Genomic DNA, 15131 nt, shown 5'->3' with positions numbered 1-15131 from the left:
CGTCGCGCGGTGCCGGATCGCGATGTGAAAGCGGCACTGCAGCAGCATCTTTCACGCGGATTGTGCCAGCTCCTGATCCGCCGACCAGTCGCACCGGGAGCAGGTGACCGTGTCGAAGGTGAAATCGCCGCACGAGGGACAGAAGAAGTCAAGCATGGGGCGCGCCTCTCTAGCCGGACAGTGGTGGCTCGTTTCTACCCGGCCGTCCGAACGGCGAAACCGTGTCTGCACACGTTGACAGTCAGTTCACAGCAAATGACCCGCAGGAGATCATCACGCGCGGCGCGGCGCGGCGAGACGCTCGGTGCGCAGCAGGTCGACCTCGGGCAGTTCCAGGGGCGGCAGATCGCCGACGACCTGAGACAGTAGATGGTCGGCCAACTCGGGGTTCCGGGCCAGGCACGGACCGTGCAGGTAGGTCGCGACCACGCTGCCCTGTACGACGCCGTCGTAGCCGGAGCCCGCGCGGTTGCCGGCCCCCTTCTCGACGCGTGCCAACGGCTTGGCGAGCGGGCCGAGATCGGTTCCGCCGCGGTGGTTTTCGAAACCGGTCAGTTTCTGGGTGAGGCCGTCGATGACGGGAACCGACGTCACCTCACCGATGGTGCGTTCAGGCTGCGGCGAGGTCGTCACATCCAGCAGGCCGACGCCGTCGACGCGCTCGCCCGAAGAGGTTTCGTACCAGTGCCCGAGCACCTGGATGGCGGCGCAGATGGCCAGTACCGGGGCACCGCGTTCGGCCGCGCGCTGCAGGCCGGGGTACTGCAGCAGGTGGCGGGTCGCCAGCCGCTGCGCGTAGTCCTCGGCCCCGCCGAGGGTGTAGAGGTCCAGCGAATCGGGCACCGGGTCATCCAGGGTGATCTCGACGATCTCGGCGTCAATTCCCCTGAGGCGCAAGCGCTGTCGCAGGACGACGGCGTTGCCGCTGTCACCGTAGGTGCCCATGACATCGGGCAGGACCAGGCCGATCTGGACGGTCATGCAAGCTCCCGGTTGAGCTGCAGGAACGCCGTGTAGTTCGCGATGACCTCGACGTGCCCGGGCGGACAGGACTTGATGGCGGCCAAAGTGTCGTGCACCAGGGTGTGGTCGACGCCCGCGTAGCCGAGGCGCACCGCGAGATCGGTGCCGCGCTCGCCGGCCGACACGATGGGCGCCGGGAAATCCACGAAATGCTCGAAGTTCACGTCCCAGAGCCACGACAGATCCTCGCCGTCGGGCACCTGACCGTTCACGGAGATGACCGCTCCCGCAACATCATTGGAGACCATCGACAGCGCCTCTTGCCAGCCCGCCGGGTTCTTGGCCAGCAGCATGCGCACGGAGTGTTCGCCGACCTGCAGGGTCCGGTAACGGCCCGCGACCTCGTCGACGGTGCATACCGCGGCCACCGCAGCGGCGGGCGGGGCGCCCAGCGCCACCGCCGCGGCCACGGCCTGTGTCGCGTTGCCGCGGTTCACCGTACCGGGCAACGACAGCGTCATGGGGGCGGTAAAGCCTTCCGGCCCATAGATATTCGTCTCGTCGTACCACCACTGCGGCGTGGGCCGGGAAAAGTCGGTGCCGGTCGAATGCCAGTGCCCGCCGTCGCGGACGATCACCTCGCCGCTGCGCGGACAGCTCACGGAGTCGCCCGACCAGCCGCCGCCGGCGGCCACCCAGACGACGTTGGGGCTGTCGTACGCGGCCGACGTCACGAGTACGTCGTCGCAGTTGGCCACCACCACTGCCTTCGGATGGCGAGCCAGCCCGGCGCGCAGCGTCCGCTCGATGTGGTTGATCTCGCCGACCCGGTCCAGCTGGTCGCGGGACAGGTTGAGCAACACGATCACCGAAGGGTCGACCGCGTCGGAGACGTGCGGCACGTGCATCTCGTCGACCTCGAGCGCGGCGAGCGTTGCCTTGCGCGAGCCGGCCAGTGCGGCGATCAGCCCGGCGTCCATGTTGGCGCCTTCACTGTTGGATGCCACCGGCCCGAGGGTCGCCAGCGCGGCAGCCGTCATCCGCGTCGTCGTGGACTTGCCGTTGGTGCCGGTGACGACGACAGATCGTCGTCCGGAGCCCAGCTGCCCCAGGATCGACGGGTCCAGCTTCATGGCGACGAGACCGCCGATCATGGCGCCGGCACCGCGGCCCGTCACGCGCGACGCCCAACGGGCGGCGGCGCCCGCGCCCAGCGCGACGCGTCCTCGTGCGGTGATCATCCCCGGAAGTCTAGGAGGGCCGCCGCAAATGTGACGACACGTGTGAGCGTGCCCACTTACGGGAGCCGGATACTCGGCCGCTTGCGCACGATGCCGTCGTCGAGCATCTGCTGGAAGTGGTCGGTGACAGTCTGCTCGATGGGCCGATACACCAGTCCGAGCTCGCTCTGGCTGCGGCTGGCGTCGAAGACCAGCGGGTATCCCACGTTGGTGTCGACGAACTCGCGCGTCAGCCCGATGACCGGCGCGACGACCTTGACGGCCACCTTGGGCACGTTCAGCCACGGGAATGGATACAGCACGCCGAACTTCTCGCGCAGGATCTGGCCGATCTCCAGCAAGCTCAGCGAGGCGGCGTTGACCAGGTAGCGGTCGTGTGCGTCGGGCGTGTAACCGGCGCGCACGTGGGCGTCGGCGACGTCGCGCACGTCCACGATGCCCGACGTCAGTTCCGGTGCACCGGTCAGCATGGTGCCGTCGGCGAACTGCTTCATGGTGGCCAGGCTCGCCGAGTCGCTGGCGCTCGTCAGGGACGGGCCGAGCACCAGACCGGGATGGATGGTGACCAGGTCCCAGCGGTCCTGCGCCTTCTGATAGCGCCAGGCCTCCTGCTCGGCCACGGTCTTGGAATACGAGTACGGCTGGTGATCGACGCTGCTCGTGGTGTTCCACTGGTCCTCGGTGAAGACGCCGCCGGGGACGTCGCGAGATTCGCGGGCGTCACCGTAGATGGCCACCACGCTGCTGGTCAGCACCACGCGCTTGACGCTCTCGGTGCGGTTCACCGAATCCAGTACGTTGCGGGTGCCTTCCAGCGCGGGGCGCACGAGCGACTCCTGCGCGTCCGTCACGCCCTGCAGTAGGAACGGCGACGCGGTGTGCATGACGAGTTCACAGCCGGCCATCGCCTCGTCGAAGCTGCCGATGTCGAGCAGGTCGGCCTTGAAGAGCTTGAGCCTGCCGGGATGGTCGGCCGACAGCTTGTGCAGGTGCTCCAGGCCTTTCGGCTTCTGCGGGTTGCGTACCGTGCCGTGCACCGTATGTCCGGCTTCCAGTAGGTAGCGGACGATCCAGCTGCCGATATACCCGCTGGCTCCTGTGACGAGGACCGGTGCGTTCGGGTCGATCGTGGTCATGGTTTCAGGCCTTTCCTGCCAGCGTGATGGCGTCAGGGATCGTGCGGCCGGGGAATCCGATGCGGTCGACCAGCGGGCGGACCAAGCCGGGCACGCGGGCGACGACCGAGTTACGTCTCGGCGCGACGATGAAGGGGGCGCGGTGTTCGATGCCCGTGACGATAGCCTCGACCACCTCGTCGAGGGGGATCATCTTCCACAATCCAGATTTGTTGCCGCCCCACAGCGTGTGGCCGGCCGGGTCGTCGTGGACGTCGTCCATCATCGGCGTCTTGAAGAACGTCGGGTGGACGCTGCCGACGGTCACTCCGTAGTGGCGCAGTTCGAGCCGGGTGGCGTCGCACAGTGCCCAGACGCCCGCCTTGCTGGCGACATACGGACCATTGAGCGGCGAGTGGACGAAGGCGGCCATCGAAGACACCGCGAGCAGATGGCCTCTCTGCTTCTTGACGTGTGGGACCGCAGCCCGGAAGGTGCGCCACACCCCGCTGAGGTTGATGTCGATCACGCGCTCGAACACTTCCGGCTCCAGGGTTTCCAGCGGCGCCATGGACGCGATGCCCGCGTTGGCGACCACGACGTCGACTCGGCCGAAGTGTGCGGCCGCGGCGTCGACCGCCGACTGCAGGCTGCCGAGGTCGCGCACGTCCGCGGCCCAGCCACGGGCGACAGTGTCCGGCCCCAGCTCCGCGGCTTGTCGCTGCGCCAGGTCACCGTCGAGGTCGAGCAGGGCGAGGTTGGCGCCGCGCGCCCGGAGTTGCCGCGCGACGGCGGAGCCGAGGCCTCCGGTCGAACCGGTGAGGACCACGGTGCGGCCGGCGAGGTGATACCGCGTCACGATGCGGCCGCCGGAACGTGGCGGGACAGGAAGTCGAGCTGGTCGGTGACGTTGCGTTCGAACTCCTCGCCGACGTAGATGTCGAAATGACCGGTGTCGTAGAGCTTGATCTCGCCCCGGGGTGCCTGCGCGGCGTACTTCTGGGTGGGCCCTGGCGGGGCGACGGCGTCCTGCTCGCAGATGGCGAAAAAGATCGGGCAGGTGACGTTGCGGGCCCGGCGGCCGGGGAAGTGACGCACGATCTGCAGGGCGAAGCGCGCGGCGACGTCGCGTTCGATGTCGGCATCCGGCGGCAAGAGGTTCTGGATCCCGGCGACCGAGTCGGGTGAGGTCATCAGTGCCGTCGACCCAGGCGGCCCGTACGTCGGGACCATGACCGGTTGGTGGCCGAGGAGGGCGCCGATCTGATCCCGCAACGCGCGGGCAGTGACCTTGGCCGACGTCAACGGCGGGATGGCGAACGACGACGCGAGGCCGTCGGTGAACGGACACTGCGCGATCGCCGCGGCAAGCCGCTTGTCCTGCGCGGCGGTGACGATCACGTGCCCGCCGCCGAACGAGGTTCCCCAGACCACGACGCGGTCGGGATCGACGCCGCCGAGGGTGCGGGCGTACGCGACGGCGCTGCGCCAGTCTTCGAGCTGCCGGTCGATGTCGAGCAGTTGGCGCGGCTCGCCCGAGCTGGCACCGAAGTGCCGGTAGTCGAAGACGAGGCAGGCGTACCCGGCGGCGGTGAAGCGCTCGGCAAAGGCGTCGAGGCGCATTTCTTTGACGCCGCCGAGACCGTGGGCCATCACGATGATCGGCCGGTTTCCGGGGGCGGGGGTTGTGGGCGTGTACAGCCAGGCGGCGCAGGTGGCGTCGCCCGACGGGAAAGTCACATCGGTGCGGGTCATGGAGCGAGAATATGTAAGTGAATCCAAAATTGTAAGTACTTCTAAAAGTGGTACCGGTTACACTCTGGGCGTGGCCGATCCCGGGATGACCAGAACGCAGCGACGGGCCGAGGTCAACCGGCGCTCCGTCGTCGCCGCTGCCCGCGAGATCATCGCGACCGAAGGTGTACACGGGCTGAATCTCGAGGCCGTCGCCGAGCGTGCGGACGTCGCACTGCAGACCGTCTACAACCGCGTGGGCGGGCGGGCCGCGTTGCTCACCGCAGTCGCCGAGCGGGCGATGGAGGAGAACCGGGCCTACATGGACGCGGCATACGCGGCAGACGGGACGGTGGAAGAGCGAATTATGCTGGCGGCCAACGCGTATGCCCGCTTTGCCCGCGAACGTCCGCACGAATTCCAGATCCTCGTCGAACCGCCGGACGTCCCGGACGCGGTCGACCGCATCGCGGAGTTGACCCGTACTCAGAACGCGAAACTCGCGGCCGTGCTGCGCTCAGGTATCGAGGCCGGGCTGGTGAATCCTGCTCTCGACCCCGATGACCTCGCGACCGTGTTCTGGGCGACCTTCAACGGCCTGCTGGCCTTGTCGTGGCGTCCGGGAGCGCTGCGGTCCGGCCCGGAAGAAATCGACCGATTGGTCGCGGCATACCTGGCCACGGTCGCAGACGGTCTGCGCGTCCGGGTCTGATTCACGTTCGATCGGCGACACGCTGCGGGGACCGCCGGGATCTGGCCGGACTTGTCGGAGGCGCGTGCCATTCTTGCCACGTGGACGAAACCAACCTCGGCTGGGGCCGACCGGCCACTGAGGCCGGGGCGGGTTGGGCTGTCGTCGACGTAGAGACATCGGGCTTCGATCCCGGCCATGCGCGCGTCATCAGCGTGGCGGCACTGGCCCTCGGAGACGACGGCAATGTGGAGCACTCGTTCAGCAGCCTGCTGAATCCCGGCGTCGATCCCGGCCCTACCCACGTGCACGGGCTGACCCCCGAGATGCTGGCGGGCCAACCGACCTTCGGTGAGGTCGTCGGCGACCTGGCCGCCGTGCTGTCGGGCCGCACGCTGGTCGCCCACAACGCCGGTTTCGACTACGCCTTCCTGGCCGCCGAGTGCGAGCGCGTCGGCGCGGTGCTGCCCGTCGACAGCGTCATGTGCACCGTCGAGCTGACCCGCCGGCTCAACCTGGGCACCGAGAACCTGCGGCTGGAGACGCTCGCGACGCACTACGGCGCGACGCAGATTCGTCCGCACGATGCCCTCGACGACGCTATGGTGCTGGCCCAGATCCTCAAACCGGCACTGGCCGCGGCGCGCGAGCACCGGCGCTGGCTGCCCATCCGCAACGTAGGCCGCAAGCGCTGGCCGAGCGGCGCCATCACGCACGACGAACTCCGACCGCTGAAAGTCCTGGCGTCGCGGCTGCCGGGTGCCTACGCCAACCCCGGCCGGTTCGTCCCGGGCCAGCCGTTGGTGCAGGGCATGCGGGTGGCGCTGTCGGGTGAGATGCAGCGCACGCACGAAGAAGTGATCGAGCGCATCGTGCATGTCGGGCTGTCCTACTCCGACAGCGTCGATGTCCACACCTCGCTGGTCATCTGCAACGACCCGGCGCCCGCCCAGGGGAAGGGTTACCAGGCCAGGGAGCTCGGCGTCCCGTTGGTCTCGGACGCCGAATTCATGACGCTGCTGGGCCACGTGGTCGGCGGCTCGGACGTCGAGGAGTTCGTCGACCGGACGCCGGCCGGCGACCAGTTCATGTTGTTTTAGCGGTCTCTGCTGAAAATCTTTGGTCACTTTGTTTGCGCTGGTCACGGTAGATAACTAGCGCCCCACTTGTCACGGCCATGTGATGTATCAGGACTTCGGTGACAGTTCTGTATCAGGACATCGGTGACAGTTGATGTATCAGGACATCGGTGACGTTTCGTCTGGTTTGGGGTGTGAGCCGCGGGGTTTTCCGTTGCCGACGTAGGTCACTCCGGGTGCGGGCCGGGTGTGCTCGATGAGGATTTCGCCGTCGAGGTCAGCCACGATGATCTTGTCGCCGTCGGTGGCGACCAAGACCTCGTGCAGGCCGTGTCGGCCGCCGACTTTGTAGATGACCCCGCCGAGCATGAATGTGCCGGCGGTGGTCAGCGTCCGGATGCTGGTGGTCGCGGGTAGCTCTGGTGGGGGCTGGAGCTGTTTGACGGCGGCCTGGATCAGCAGAGGCGGGTCGGGCTGGGGTCGGGGCGGGTCGGCTTTGGCGGTCGCTTCCCACGCGGTCAGCGGGGTGATGCGCCCGGGAAGCCCCTGATGTGGGCGCTCGGTGTTGTAGATGCGGTCGAACTCGTCGACCTGGGCCTGTAGTTCGGCAAGGGTCTCGGCGAGAGGCTGTTTATCCAGGTAGCGGAACAAGGTCTGATGGAAGCGTTCGTTTTTGCCTTGGGTGGTCGGTTTGTAGGGCTTGCCGGTGATGGCCTGGACTCCCAGGGTCCCAACATGATTAACGAATCTTCCGGTCAATCCGCGGCGCGAAGGATTGAGCGCGAGTCCGTTGTCCGACAGCAGTCGTTGGGGCACCCCGTGAGCGGCGACGGCCTTGTCAAAGACGGCGATCGCTGCCTCAGTGGTCTCGCCCCACGCCACGTGCGAGGCGACCGCGTAGCGGGAGTGATCATCGATGAGCTGGAAGATCACACATTTGCGTCCGCGGGCCAGGACGTACTCGGTGCCATCGAGTTGCCAGCAGGCGTTCGGGGCCGGGTAGACGAACCGTCGCCACGCCGAGCGGGGCTTTTTCTTCGGCTCCCGACGCGCCACGCCCGCTTCGCGGAAGATGCGGGCCAATGACGCCGTGGACGGGACCTGCGCCAGGCCCATCGCGTGCATCTTCTCGTGCACGCTGACCGGCCCATGGTCCAACCCGCAGGACTCCAGGGCAGCACGCACTCCGACGGCCTGTTCCTTGACCTCATCGCGCAACGTCGACGGGCTCGACTTCGGCCGTCGGGTCCGCGGTTCGAGCACCGCGGCCGAGCCGTCAGTCTTGGCGCGGTTACGCAACGCGTAGAACGACTTCCGCGAGATTCCATGCTCGGCACAGAACGTCGAGACCGCCCCACGAGGCGCGTCATCGGGCCACTGTGCGATCGCCAGACGGACACGAGGATCGATCGGTTCATGAACAGCCACCACCTGAGCCTGCGGACCCAAGTGTCACCACCAAGACCACCCAAACTGTCACCGATGTCCTGATGCAGAACTGTCACCTATGTCCTGCGACATGACACACTTGTCACGGCCATTTGTCGGTGATTCGAACTAGTGTTCGATATATGGGATTCGCCGATCCGGCCGCTGTCGAGGAGGCCTACGCCGCCTACGAGGCGGCGCAGGCCCGGCTCGCAGCCCTGGACTACACCGGCCTGGACGTGCCGACATTGTTGGAGTTGCAGTCGCGCCGCGAAACCCTCAAATGCGCGGCCGAGGCCGTCGATCACCGGATTCTTACCGCGGCACAGTCCCAGGCCACGGCTCGGGAGCTGGGGGCGAAAAACTGGGCTGAGGTGCTGCGCATCCGATTGCACATCGACACCACCGAAGCCAACCGTCGGGTCCGCGACGCCCTGCATTTGGCGCCCCGCACCGGGTTGACCGGAGGGGCGCTGTCGCCCGTGTGGGAGTTCGCCGCCGCCGCCCAGGCCGAGGGTGCGATCAACCCCGAACACGTCAAAGTGATCGGCCAGTTCATCAACAAACTCCCCGGCTGGGTCGACCCCACCACCAGTCGGCAGTTCGAACAATCCCTGGTCGCCGGTGCCCGGCACCAAACCCCGGAAGAACTGCGCGCCGCCGCCGAGGCCCTGCTCTACCTGCTCGACCAAGACGGACCGCTACCCGATGATGCCGAACGTGCCCGCAAACGCGGTGTCACCGTGTCGAAACAACGACCGGACGGGATGTCGGATCTGCAGGGCACCCTGACCCCCGAAGCCCGCGCCTACCTCGACGCCCTGCTGGACAAGTACGCCGCCCCCGGCGTGTGCAATCCGGCTGACCCGCAGCCCTGCATCTCCGGAACCCCGTCAGCCGAGCAGATCGCCGCTGACACCCGCACCCCGGCCCAGCGCCGCCACGACGCCTGCACAACGCTGTTCCAGATGCTGCTGTCCTCCGGAACACTCGGTGAGCACAACGGCGTCCCGGTCAGCGTCGTCGCCACCTGCACCGTCACCGAACTGGAGCAGCGCACCGGGACCGCACTCACCCACACCGGCAGCAAGCTGCCCATCAAGGATCTGCTGCAGATGGCCGCCACCAACGGTGCCGACCACTACCTCGGGGTGTTCGACCAGCACAATGAACAACCCCTGTACATGGGCCGGGCCCGGCGCACCGCCACCGTTGCTCAACGCTTCGCGCTGTTCGGCCGCGATCATGGCTGCACCAAGCCCAATTGCACCGCTCCCGCCTCGCGCTCGCAGGTCCATCACATCGACAATTGGCGCGACGGCGGTCTCACCAACGTCAACACAATGACCCTGGCGTGTGGCTGCGACAACGTTCTCGCCGACACCGGCGGCTGGAGCACCACCATGAAAAACGGCCGCACCCACTGGACTCCACCACCGCTCCTGGACGTCGGCCAACCCAGGACCAATCAGTACCACCACCCGACGCTCTACCCACCCGAGGGCGAAGACGGTGAAACAGACAGTTCCGCAAGCTGATCCGGCGTCGCAGCGCCCGTCCAGAGCGCGGCGCGGTGCGCGGCTGCCCAGCGCCGGCAGTGGGCGTCAGCCGGCGATACGCCGGGTGAATGTGCCGTGGAACCCGATCGGCAGATGGTGGTCGAGATGTGCGGTGGCCAACGGTCCGTCCTCGATGGTGCGGGCATCGAAGATCACCAGTTGTGAACGATGGCTCCGCAGATCGTGATTGAGCACCAGTAGCCAGCCGTCATCCTCGGCGGCGGTGCGGGAGCGGGGCACGAACAATGGTTCTCCGGTCTGGGCCAGACCGAAATCGAAAGTGCTCTGGATACCCGTGCGGTGATCGATCCGCGTCACCGCGTTGTAGTGGCCCACGTCCTCGGTGGCCTTGCAGGCGTACGTGACGTTGTGCTCCAGCGTCGAACGACGCCAGTCGTACTGTGGGAATTCCATTGGCGCCGTGGCTGATAACACCGTCTCGGCGATCCGGCCGGACTTGCTGATCCGGAATCGCGACAGGTGCCCGCGGGGCCACTCATCGATGGTCAGGTGCGCACGGGGATCGGTGGGTTCGGCCGGGTCCTGCCAGGCCTTGCCGAGCTTGCCGAAGATGTCCGAGTCTTCGAAGCGGAAGAACTCCACCACGGTGTCGGAGCCGTCTTCGAAGGCGTTGGTGACGTGGATGTGGGTCAGTGCCTCATGCTCGATGATGCGGGGCTTGGACCCGTCGCGCGGCACCAGAGCGAACCGCGTCGATCCGTTGCGGGTCTGGTATTCCAGGGCTTTCGCCAGTGATCGGGTACGCAACAGCGTGGGGATGTTGGGCCGCAACGGATCCAGGACGAACACCATGTGGTTCTCGGTGAGTGCGAAGTCGTGGTTCCACACCATGTCCCACAACTTCAGCGAGCTGATCTGGTGGCTGCGGCCGGCCCGGTCGACCCTGAAGCACCGCAGCCGCGGCGTGGGCAGCAAGTCGAGGCCGAAGTTGTAGACGTCCCCGGTGTGCGGATCCCACTTGGGATGGGCGGAGAAGGAGCCGAGATAGCCGAGCCGGTCACCGTCAAAACGCTTGTAGCCCAATGTGTCCAGCGAGTCGGGGTCGATCTTGTACGGTGGGCCGCCCTCCCACATGGCCAGGAGGTCGCCGCAGATGGTCGCCATGTTGGTGTTGCCGGTATTGGCCGGCGGGAGGAGATTGCCGCGCAGGGTCGGGGCGTTGGTGGTGATGCCGCGCTGGCTCATGACGTCCCCGCCGCGGTACTGCTTGGTGCGGACATACCGGTTGGTGAACCGGACGCCCCGGCCGTCGAGGATGAACCGCGACACCATGCCGTCTGCGTCGAACATGGTCTTGAGCACGGTGTCGCCGACCTCGAACTTGCCGGGGCCGATGCGGAACAACGTGCCGGTCAGCTCGGGCGGCAGGGCGCCGTCGATGTGCGCGACCTGGTAGTCCATTTCGTCGTACAGGGACGCGAATGCGCGGCCGTGCAATTGCTTGAGCGTCGGTTCCGCGGGCACTGTGGCTGTCATGCAACCTCCATCTGAGGACGTGTGTCCTCAGTTTTGATCCACAGCCCGGCGATGTCAAGGGCCGGCGCGCTATCCGCCGAAGAGCAGGTACAACCCGGTGAACGTGTAGCCGACCATCACGAGCATCATCGCCAGTTGTCCGGTGAGCTGATGCCGCTTGGGCAGCACGCGGAGCGCGCAATCGTGTGCGGCGACGACGCCGGCGATGTGCCCGGCCACCACGAACAGCACCTTCGTCGTGGCCAGCACGGCAGGATGCATGGACAGCACGTAATAGACGTGCGCGTCATGCCGGCCGAGCAGCAGGTAGACGGTCTGCTGGCCCTTCTCGACGAGATAGGTCAGGTAGTGCGCGAACACGTAGCCGATGACGATGGGAATGAGGGAGTGCGCCAGCAATCCGGGCAGTTGTCGGCGGCGTGCGCGGTCCACCCCGCCGGTGGCGCGGGCGGCAAGGCTGAACGACAGCGCGACGGTCGTGACAAACACCGCCAGCCCAACGGTTTTCAGTCCGGTGGCCTGCCAGGTGCCGTCGGCGTGCGCCTGCACGAAGCCGCGCCACGCGGGTGTCGCCGAGAAACTGTCGAAGGCTGTCGAGCCGAGCAGAACGGCCAGCACCGTCACCGTGGCGGGTCTGATCGGCAACGTGGGCAGGTGATTGAACGGATTGCCGACGGCGATCTGGCCATCGGCGTTGCGCCGCACCGGTGCGCACCGCGAAGCCACGACGCTGTAGACCTCGAACGGGTCGGCATGCGAGCACCAGCGGGTGCCGCACACCGCGGCGCCGGCCAGCGTCACGCCGAGGTAGATCAACAGCCAGATGCGCACAGCGCCAACGGAACCCGGGTCGGGGCTGGCCAGCTCGAGCCAGACGAACGCGAACAACCCGGCCGCCGCGGGCCAGTAGCCGAGCCGCGCGGGATACGCATCGCGGCCCAGTCGCAGCAGCCGGGAGATGGTTCGCACCGGCGACAGCACCCGCCAGACCGGACCGAAAAGCACTGACAGCGCAACGATTCCGACCCAGAGCAGCACATAGAACACGCCTGGCAGCGGGTTGCCGGACCCTGCGGGCCCGGTGGTCGACGCCACCGCGACCCAACCCGCGAACGCCAGGGCCAGCAGCCCGACCGTCCACCGGGTGACGGGCGCGTCCACCGCCGTCGTCACCCAGCGCGGCAATGCCCGGCCGGGCGTCTGCGGATCGAACCGCGGTTTACGCCAGGCCAGAGCGACCACGGCGAAGGTGAAGGTCAACGCCCACGCCGCGCCGATCAGCGCGTAGGTCAGCGGGATCGGAAGATCACTGGACCCGCCCAGCCCGTGTGCCAGAACCGCTGAGGTCACTGCACCGTGATGGTGGCGACGGTCTTGTCCAGGTGGTGCAGTTCGACGTCGACCTGGCCCGGCACGTCCACCGTGAACTGGAACTGCTGATCCTTCTCCGGCTTGACGTTGAAGGTGTGCTCGGGGTTCGAGTGCACGTGCAGCTGGTCGGCGGCGTCGCTGTTGACCCGCAGGATGATCGGCTCGCCGAGCTTGGCCTGCACCTGCTGGTTGAGCGGCGTCGCGGTGCCACCCGCGATGGTCACATCGATGTAGACGCGCGCCGGTGGCGCCTGTGGGTTGCTCAGTTGTGTTGTGCCCGTTGCGGTGGCGCTCGACGAGCTACCCGGCGCCGACTCGTTCTTGCCGCAGCCGGCCAGGGCCAGCGCCACGACGCCGGCCACGGCGAAGGTCTTCACAAAGGTCACGTCGAACCATCCTCATCGGTCGAACCTGGTGTCTCCGAATCGGTTTCGTCACCGTCGGAGGTGGAGCCGTCGTGCGCCCGCCGGTCCTTCATGGCCACCCAGGCCACCACCCCGGCCACGACGAACGCAGGGGCAAACGCCGGCAATGCCAACAATAGCGAGTGATCGGCCAGATAGGTCACGGCTGTCCGACGGGTTCCCTGGTCTCGGTGGCGCTGAACTGTTCGCGTGAATTGATCCGTCCCGCACCCCAACTCAGCAACGCGATCAGGATCAGCGAGCACACCAGCACGATCAGGGAGGCCGCCGGGTACAGCCACGTCGGCACGTCGAGGTTGCGTTCGCGCTGCAGAACCTTGATCTCTTCCATGAAGTCACGGGTCGTCGAGATCGCCGGAGTCTCCTCGGCACCGATGCCCGGGTCGGCCGGCAGGTACACCGGGACTGCGGCCATGGTGCGGCCATCCTGCACGCGCAACACCGTCTTCCACGTTCCCCAGACCGGGATCGGCCGGGTGGACCGGTAGTGGCCGGGGCCGACCTGCTTCAGGTGATCGACCACCAGGCCGCGATCATTCGCGAGCTTGCCCTGCCACGCCATCAGCGTCACCCACTCGGGGTCGTCGCTGACGAGGTTGGTCGGCGTGATCTGGATGTCGGCGTTCACCAGGCGTTCTCCGGCCGGGCTGGGCGCGTCGGTGAGGGCGATCTGCGCGCGGGCGTGCTCCGGCACGGTGACGTTCAGGCCGTTGGCGACGGCGCCGCCGATCACCAGGACCGTGGCCACCACGATGCCGATACCGATGGGACGTGCGGGCAGGCGCTGACCGGCCAGGACGATGGCCAGCAGTGCGCCGCACATGCCCATGCCGATGGCGACCGGCGTCGACATCGTCAGCGCCTCACCCCACATGCTGCTGGGCCACGGCGTGCGGAACATGGCGTCGACCCAGAACGATTCCAGCCACATGCCGACGGTGCCCACGCCCAGACCCGCCACTGCGCCGAACAGGATGGGGCGGTTGACGAGGGGAGTCAGGCCGATCAGTTCGACGACGATCGCGGAACCCAGGTAGAGCGCACACCAGCTGTACGGGGAGCCCAGAATCGGGCCGACGGCCAGCGCGACGAGCCCGCGGATGAACAACGCGAAGGCGATGGCGCCGAAGGTCGAGTAGCGGCCCAGCGTTAGTCGCGTGGCCACCAGTGACATGGCCGCCGCGGCGGCGATCAGCATCGGGTGCAGCACCAGCCGGAACTGCTCGACACCGAAGTCGTATTCGACCGGGAACACCGACAGGCCGATCACCAGACCGCCGAAGGCGAGGTACGGCAGGACCTTGTTGCGGGCGGCGGGGGCGTCGGCGCCCATCGCGATGTCGCCCTCGCGCTCCAGGAGCAGCGTTGCGACCAGGGACAGGCCGGCGCCGCCGATGAGCATCAAATGGGTCGGGCCCCAGAGCGTGACGTCCTGGCCGAAGATGCGGTGCCAGATGTCGTCCAGTGGAAATCCGATCAGGGCGTACAGGCCGCAACCGGCCATCAGGACGCCGCCGACGGGCGCGTACCAGGTTTTGGTGATCTTGATGGCGGCCGGACCGGGCTTGTCGTACGGCAGGATGATCGACAGCGAGCCGGCGATGAACAGCAGGAACAGGCCGACCAGGATGAAGTAGTGCGCCGGGTTGGCCAGCGGGCCGGCGTCGCGGCCCTTGCCGATGTGCAGGCTGACGTCCCAGATGAAGCCGAACATCGCGCAGATGATCGTCGAGATGAACAGCAGCGAGGGCAGGGCCACCCAGCTGGGCCGGTTCATCTTGCGGCCGGCCTTGTCAGCGAGGTCTTTCAGCCAGGTGATGCGGCGTTGCCGGTGCAGATAGCCGATCCACAGCAGCCCTGCGGTGATGATGCCCGTTGCCACGGACATCCCGATGACCTGGTCGAGGGCAGCGCCACCACCTTCAGTTCCGGCCGCGGCCAGTACGGTGACCTGCTCGGCGAGCTGTGCTGCCATGTTCCACTCCACTATGTAGATGAACCCTGAACCCTACTCGTCGGTAATATTGC

General features: G+C 67.1%; 14 protein-coding genes. 3 read left to right on the top strand and 11 right to left on the bottom strand.

The window, feature by feature from the left end; all coding sequences use genetic code 11:
• Window positions 1-273 precede the first annotated feature (273 nt).
• The 5 genes from ACWW1C_RS26990 to ACWW1C_RS26970 are packed head-to-tail and all read right to left on the bottom strand — an operon-like array spanning window position 274 to window position 5074.
• On the bottom strand, window positions 274-981 hold the full coding sequence (locus tag ACWW1C_RS26990; protein WP_455981110.1) for a type 1 glutamine amidotransferase: 708 nt from the start codon (window positions 979-981) through the stop codon (window positions 274-276).
• Window positions 978-2204 (bottom strand): MurT ligase domain-containing protein, encoded by a 1227-nt coding sequence (locus ACWW1C_RS26985; RefSeq protein WP_455981109.1) that lies wholly within the window; start codon window positions 2202-2204, stop codon window positions 978-980. Before ACWW1C_RS26985 ends, ACWW1C_RS26990 begins: the two co-directional genes overlap by 4 nt.
• Before the next feature lie 56 nt (window positions 2205-2260).
• Window positions 2261-3340 (bottom strand): SDR family oxidoreductase, encoded by a 1080-nt coding sequence (locus ACWW1C_RS26980; RefSeq protein WP_455981108.1) that lies wholly within the window; start codon window positions 3338-3340, stop codon window positions 2261-2263.
• A 4-nt stretch (window positions 3341-3344) separates the two neighbouring features.
• The gene (locus ACWW1C_RS26975; protein WP_455981107.1) at window positions 3345-4178 is read right to left on the bottom strand and encodes an SDR family NAD(P)-dependent oxidoreductase; all 834 of its coding nucleotides are present in this window, start codon (window positions 4176-4178) and stop codon (window positions 3345-3347) included.
• Window positions 4175-5074, bottom strand: a complete 900-nt coding sequence (locus ACWW1C_RS26970) for an alpha/beta hydrolase (RefSeq protein ID WP_455981106.1) — start codon at window positions 5072-5074, stop codon at window positions 4175-4177. The genes ACWW1C_RS26975 and ACWW1C_RS26970 overlap by 4 nt, the downstream gene beginning before the upstream one ends.
• Before the next feature lie 85 nt (window positions 5075-5159).
• Here ACWW1C_RS26970 and ACWW1C_RS26965 point away from each other — a divergent pair, with 85 nt between their 5' ends.
• Complete coding sequence (locus ACWW1C_RS26965; protein WP_455984456.1) at window positions 5160-5765, top strand: TetR/AcrR family transcriptional regulator; 606 nt, start codon at window positions 5160-5162, stop codon at window positions 5763-5765.
• Window positions 5766-5845: 80 nt separating this feature from the next.
• On the top strand, window positions 5846-6844 hold the full coding sequence (locus tag ACWW1C_RS26960; protein ID WP_455981105.1) for a DEDDh family exonuclease: 999 nt from the start codon (window positions 5846-5848) through the stop codon (window positions 6842-6844).
• 138 nt (window positions 6845-6982) lie between these two features.
• Here the strand turns inward: ACWW1C_RS26960 and ACWW1C_RS26955 are convergent, their stop codons facing one another.
• Window positions 6983-8254, bottom strand: a complete 1272-nt coding sequence (locus ACWW1C_RS26955; protein WP_455981104.1) for an integrase core domain-containing protein — start codon at window positions 8252-8254, stop codon at window positions 6983-6985.
• A 140-nt stretch (window positions 8255-8394) separates the two neighbouring features.
• On the opposite strand from ACWW1C_RS26955, the gene ACWW1C_RS26950 reads away from it, so the two are divergent.
• Window positions 8395-9789 (top strand): DUF222 domain-containing protein, encoded by a 1395-nt coding sequence (locus ACWW1C_RS26950; RefSeq protein WP_455981103.1) that lies wholly within the window; start codon window positions 8395-8397, stop codon window positions 9787-9789.
• 66 nt (window positions 9790-9855) lie between these two features.
• Here ACWW1C_RS26950 and ACWW1C_RS26945 read toward each other — a convergent pair whose 3' ends face one another.
• The 5 genes from ACWW1C_RS26945 to ACWW1C_RS26925 form a co-directional block, all read right to left on the bottom strand.
• Window positions 9856-11307, bottom strand: a complete 1452-nt coding sequence (locus ACWW1C_RS26945) for a carotenoid oxygenase family protein (RefSeq protein WP_455981102.1) — start codon at window positions 11305-11307, stop codon at window positions 9856-9858.
• Window positions 11308-11376: 69 nt separating this feature from the next.
• Complete coding sequence (locus ACWW1C_RS26940; RefSeq protein ID WP_455981101.1) at window positions 11377-12657, bottom strand: hypothetical protein; 1281 nt, start codon at window positions 12655-12657, stop codon at window positions 11377-11379.
• Window positions 12654-13064: a hypothetical protein gene (locus ACWW1C_RS26935; RefSeq protein WP_455981100.1), complete on the bottom strand. Its 411-nt coding sequence runs from the start codon at window positions 13062-13064 to the stop codon at window positions 12654-12656. The genes ACWW1C_RS26940 and ACWW1C_RS26935 overlap by 4 nt, the downstream gene beginning before the upstream one ends.
• Window positions 13061-13246, bottom strand: coding sequence for a hypothetical protein (locus ACWW1C_RS26930; protein ID WP_455981099.1), 186 nt, complete (start codon window positions 13244-13246; stop codon window positions 13061-13063). The genes ACWW1C_RS26935 and ACWW1C_RS26930 overlap by 4 nt, the downstream gene beginning before the upstream one ends.
• Complete coding sequence (locus tag ACWW1C_RS26925; protein WP_455981098.1) at window positions 13243-15078, bottom strand: hypothetical protein; 1836 nt, start codon at window positions 15076-15078, stop codon at window positions 13243-13245. The genes ACWW1C_RS26930 and ACWW1C_RS26925 overlap by 4 nt, the downstream gene beginning before the upstream one ends.
• Window positions 15079-15131 lie beyond the last annotated feature (53 nt).

It is taken from the genome of Mycobacterium sp. HM-7 (genome assembly GCF_053852335.1).
Note: the sequence above shows the minus strand (reverse complement) of the source record. Positions and strands in the feature narration are given on the sequence as shown.

What these genes read in the sequence shown, in the direction of transcription:
- ACWW1C_RS26965 (WP_455984456.1), top strand. Translation starts at nt 5,160, where the DNA reads ATGACCAGAACGCAGCGACGGGCCGAGGTCAACCGGCGCTCCGTCGTC.
- ACWW1C_RS26970 (WP_455981106.1), bottom strand. Translation starts at nt 5,074, where the DNA reads ATGACCCGCACCGATGTGACTTTCCCGTCGGGCGACGCCACCTGCGCC.
- ACWW1C_RS26980 (WP_455981108.1), bottom strand. Translation starts at nt 3,340, where the DNA reads ATGACCACGATCGACCCGAACGCACCGGTCCTCGTCACAGGAGCCAGC.
- ACWW1C_RS26925 (WP_455981098.1), bottom strand. Translation starts at nt 15,078, where the DNA reads ATGGCAGCACAGCTCGCCGAGCAGGTCACCGTACTGGCCGCGGCCGGA.
- ACWW1C_RS26990 (WP_455981110.1), bottom strand. Translation starts at nt 981, where the DNA reads ATGACCGTCCAGATCGGCCTGGTCCTGCCCGATGTCATGGGCACCTAC.
- ACWW1C_RS26945 (WP_455981102.1), bottom strand. Translation starts at nt 11,307, where the DNA reads ATGACAGCCACAGTGCCCGCGGAACCGACGCTCAAGCAATTGCACGGC.
- ACWW1C_RS26950 (WP_455981103.1), top strand. Translation starts at nt 8,395, where the DNA reads ATGGGATTCGCCGATCCGGCCGCTGTCGAGGAGGCCTACGCCGCCTAC.
- ACWW1C_RS26985 (WP_455981109.1), bottom strand. Translation starts at nt 2,204, where the DNA reads ATGATCACCGCACGAGGACGCGTCGCGCTGGGCGCGGGCGCCGCCGCC.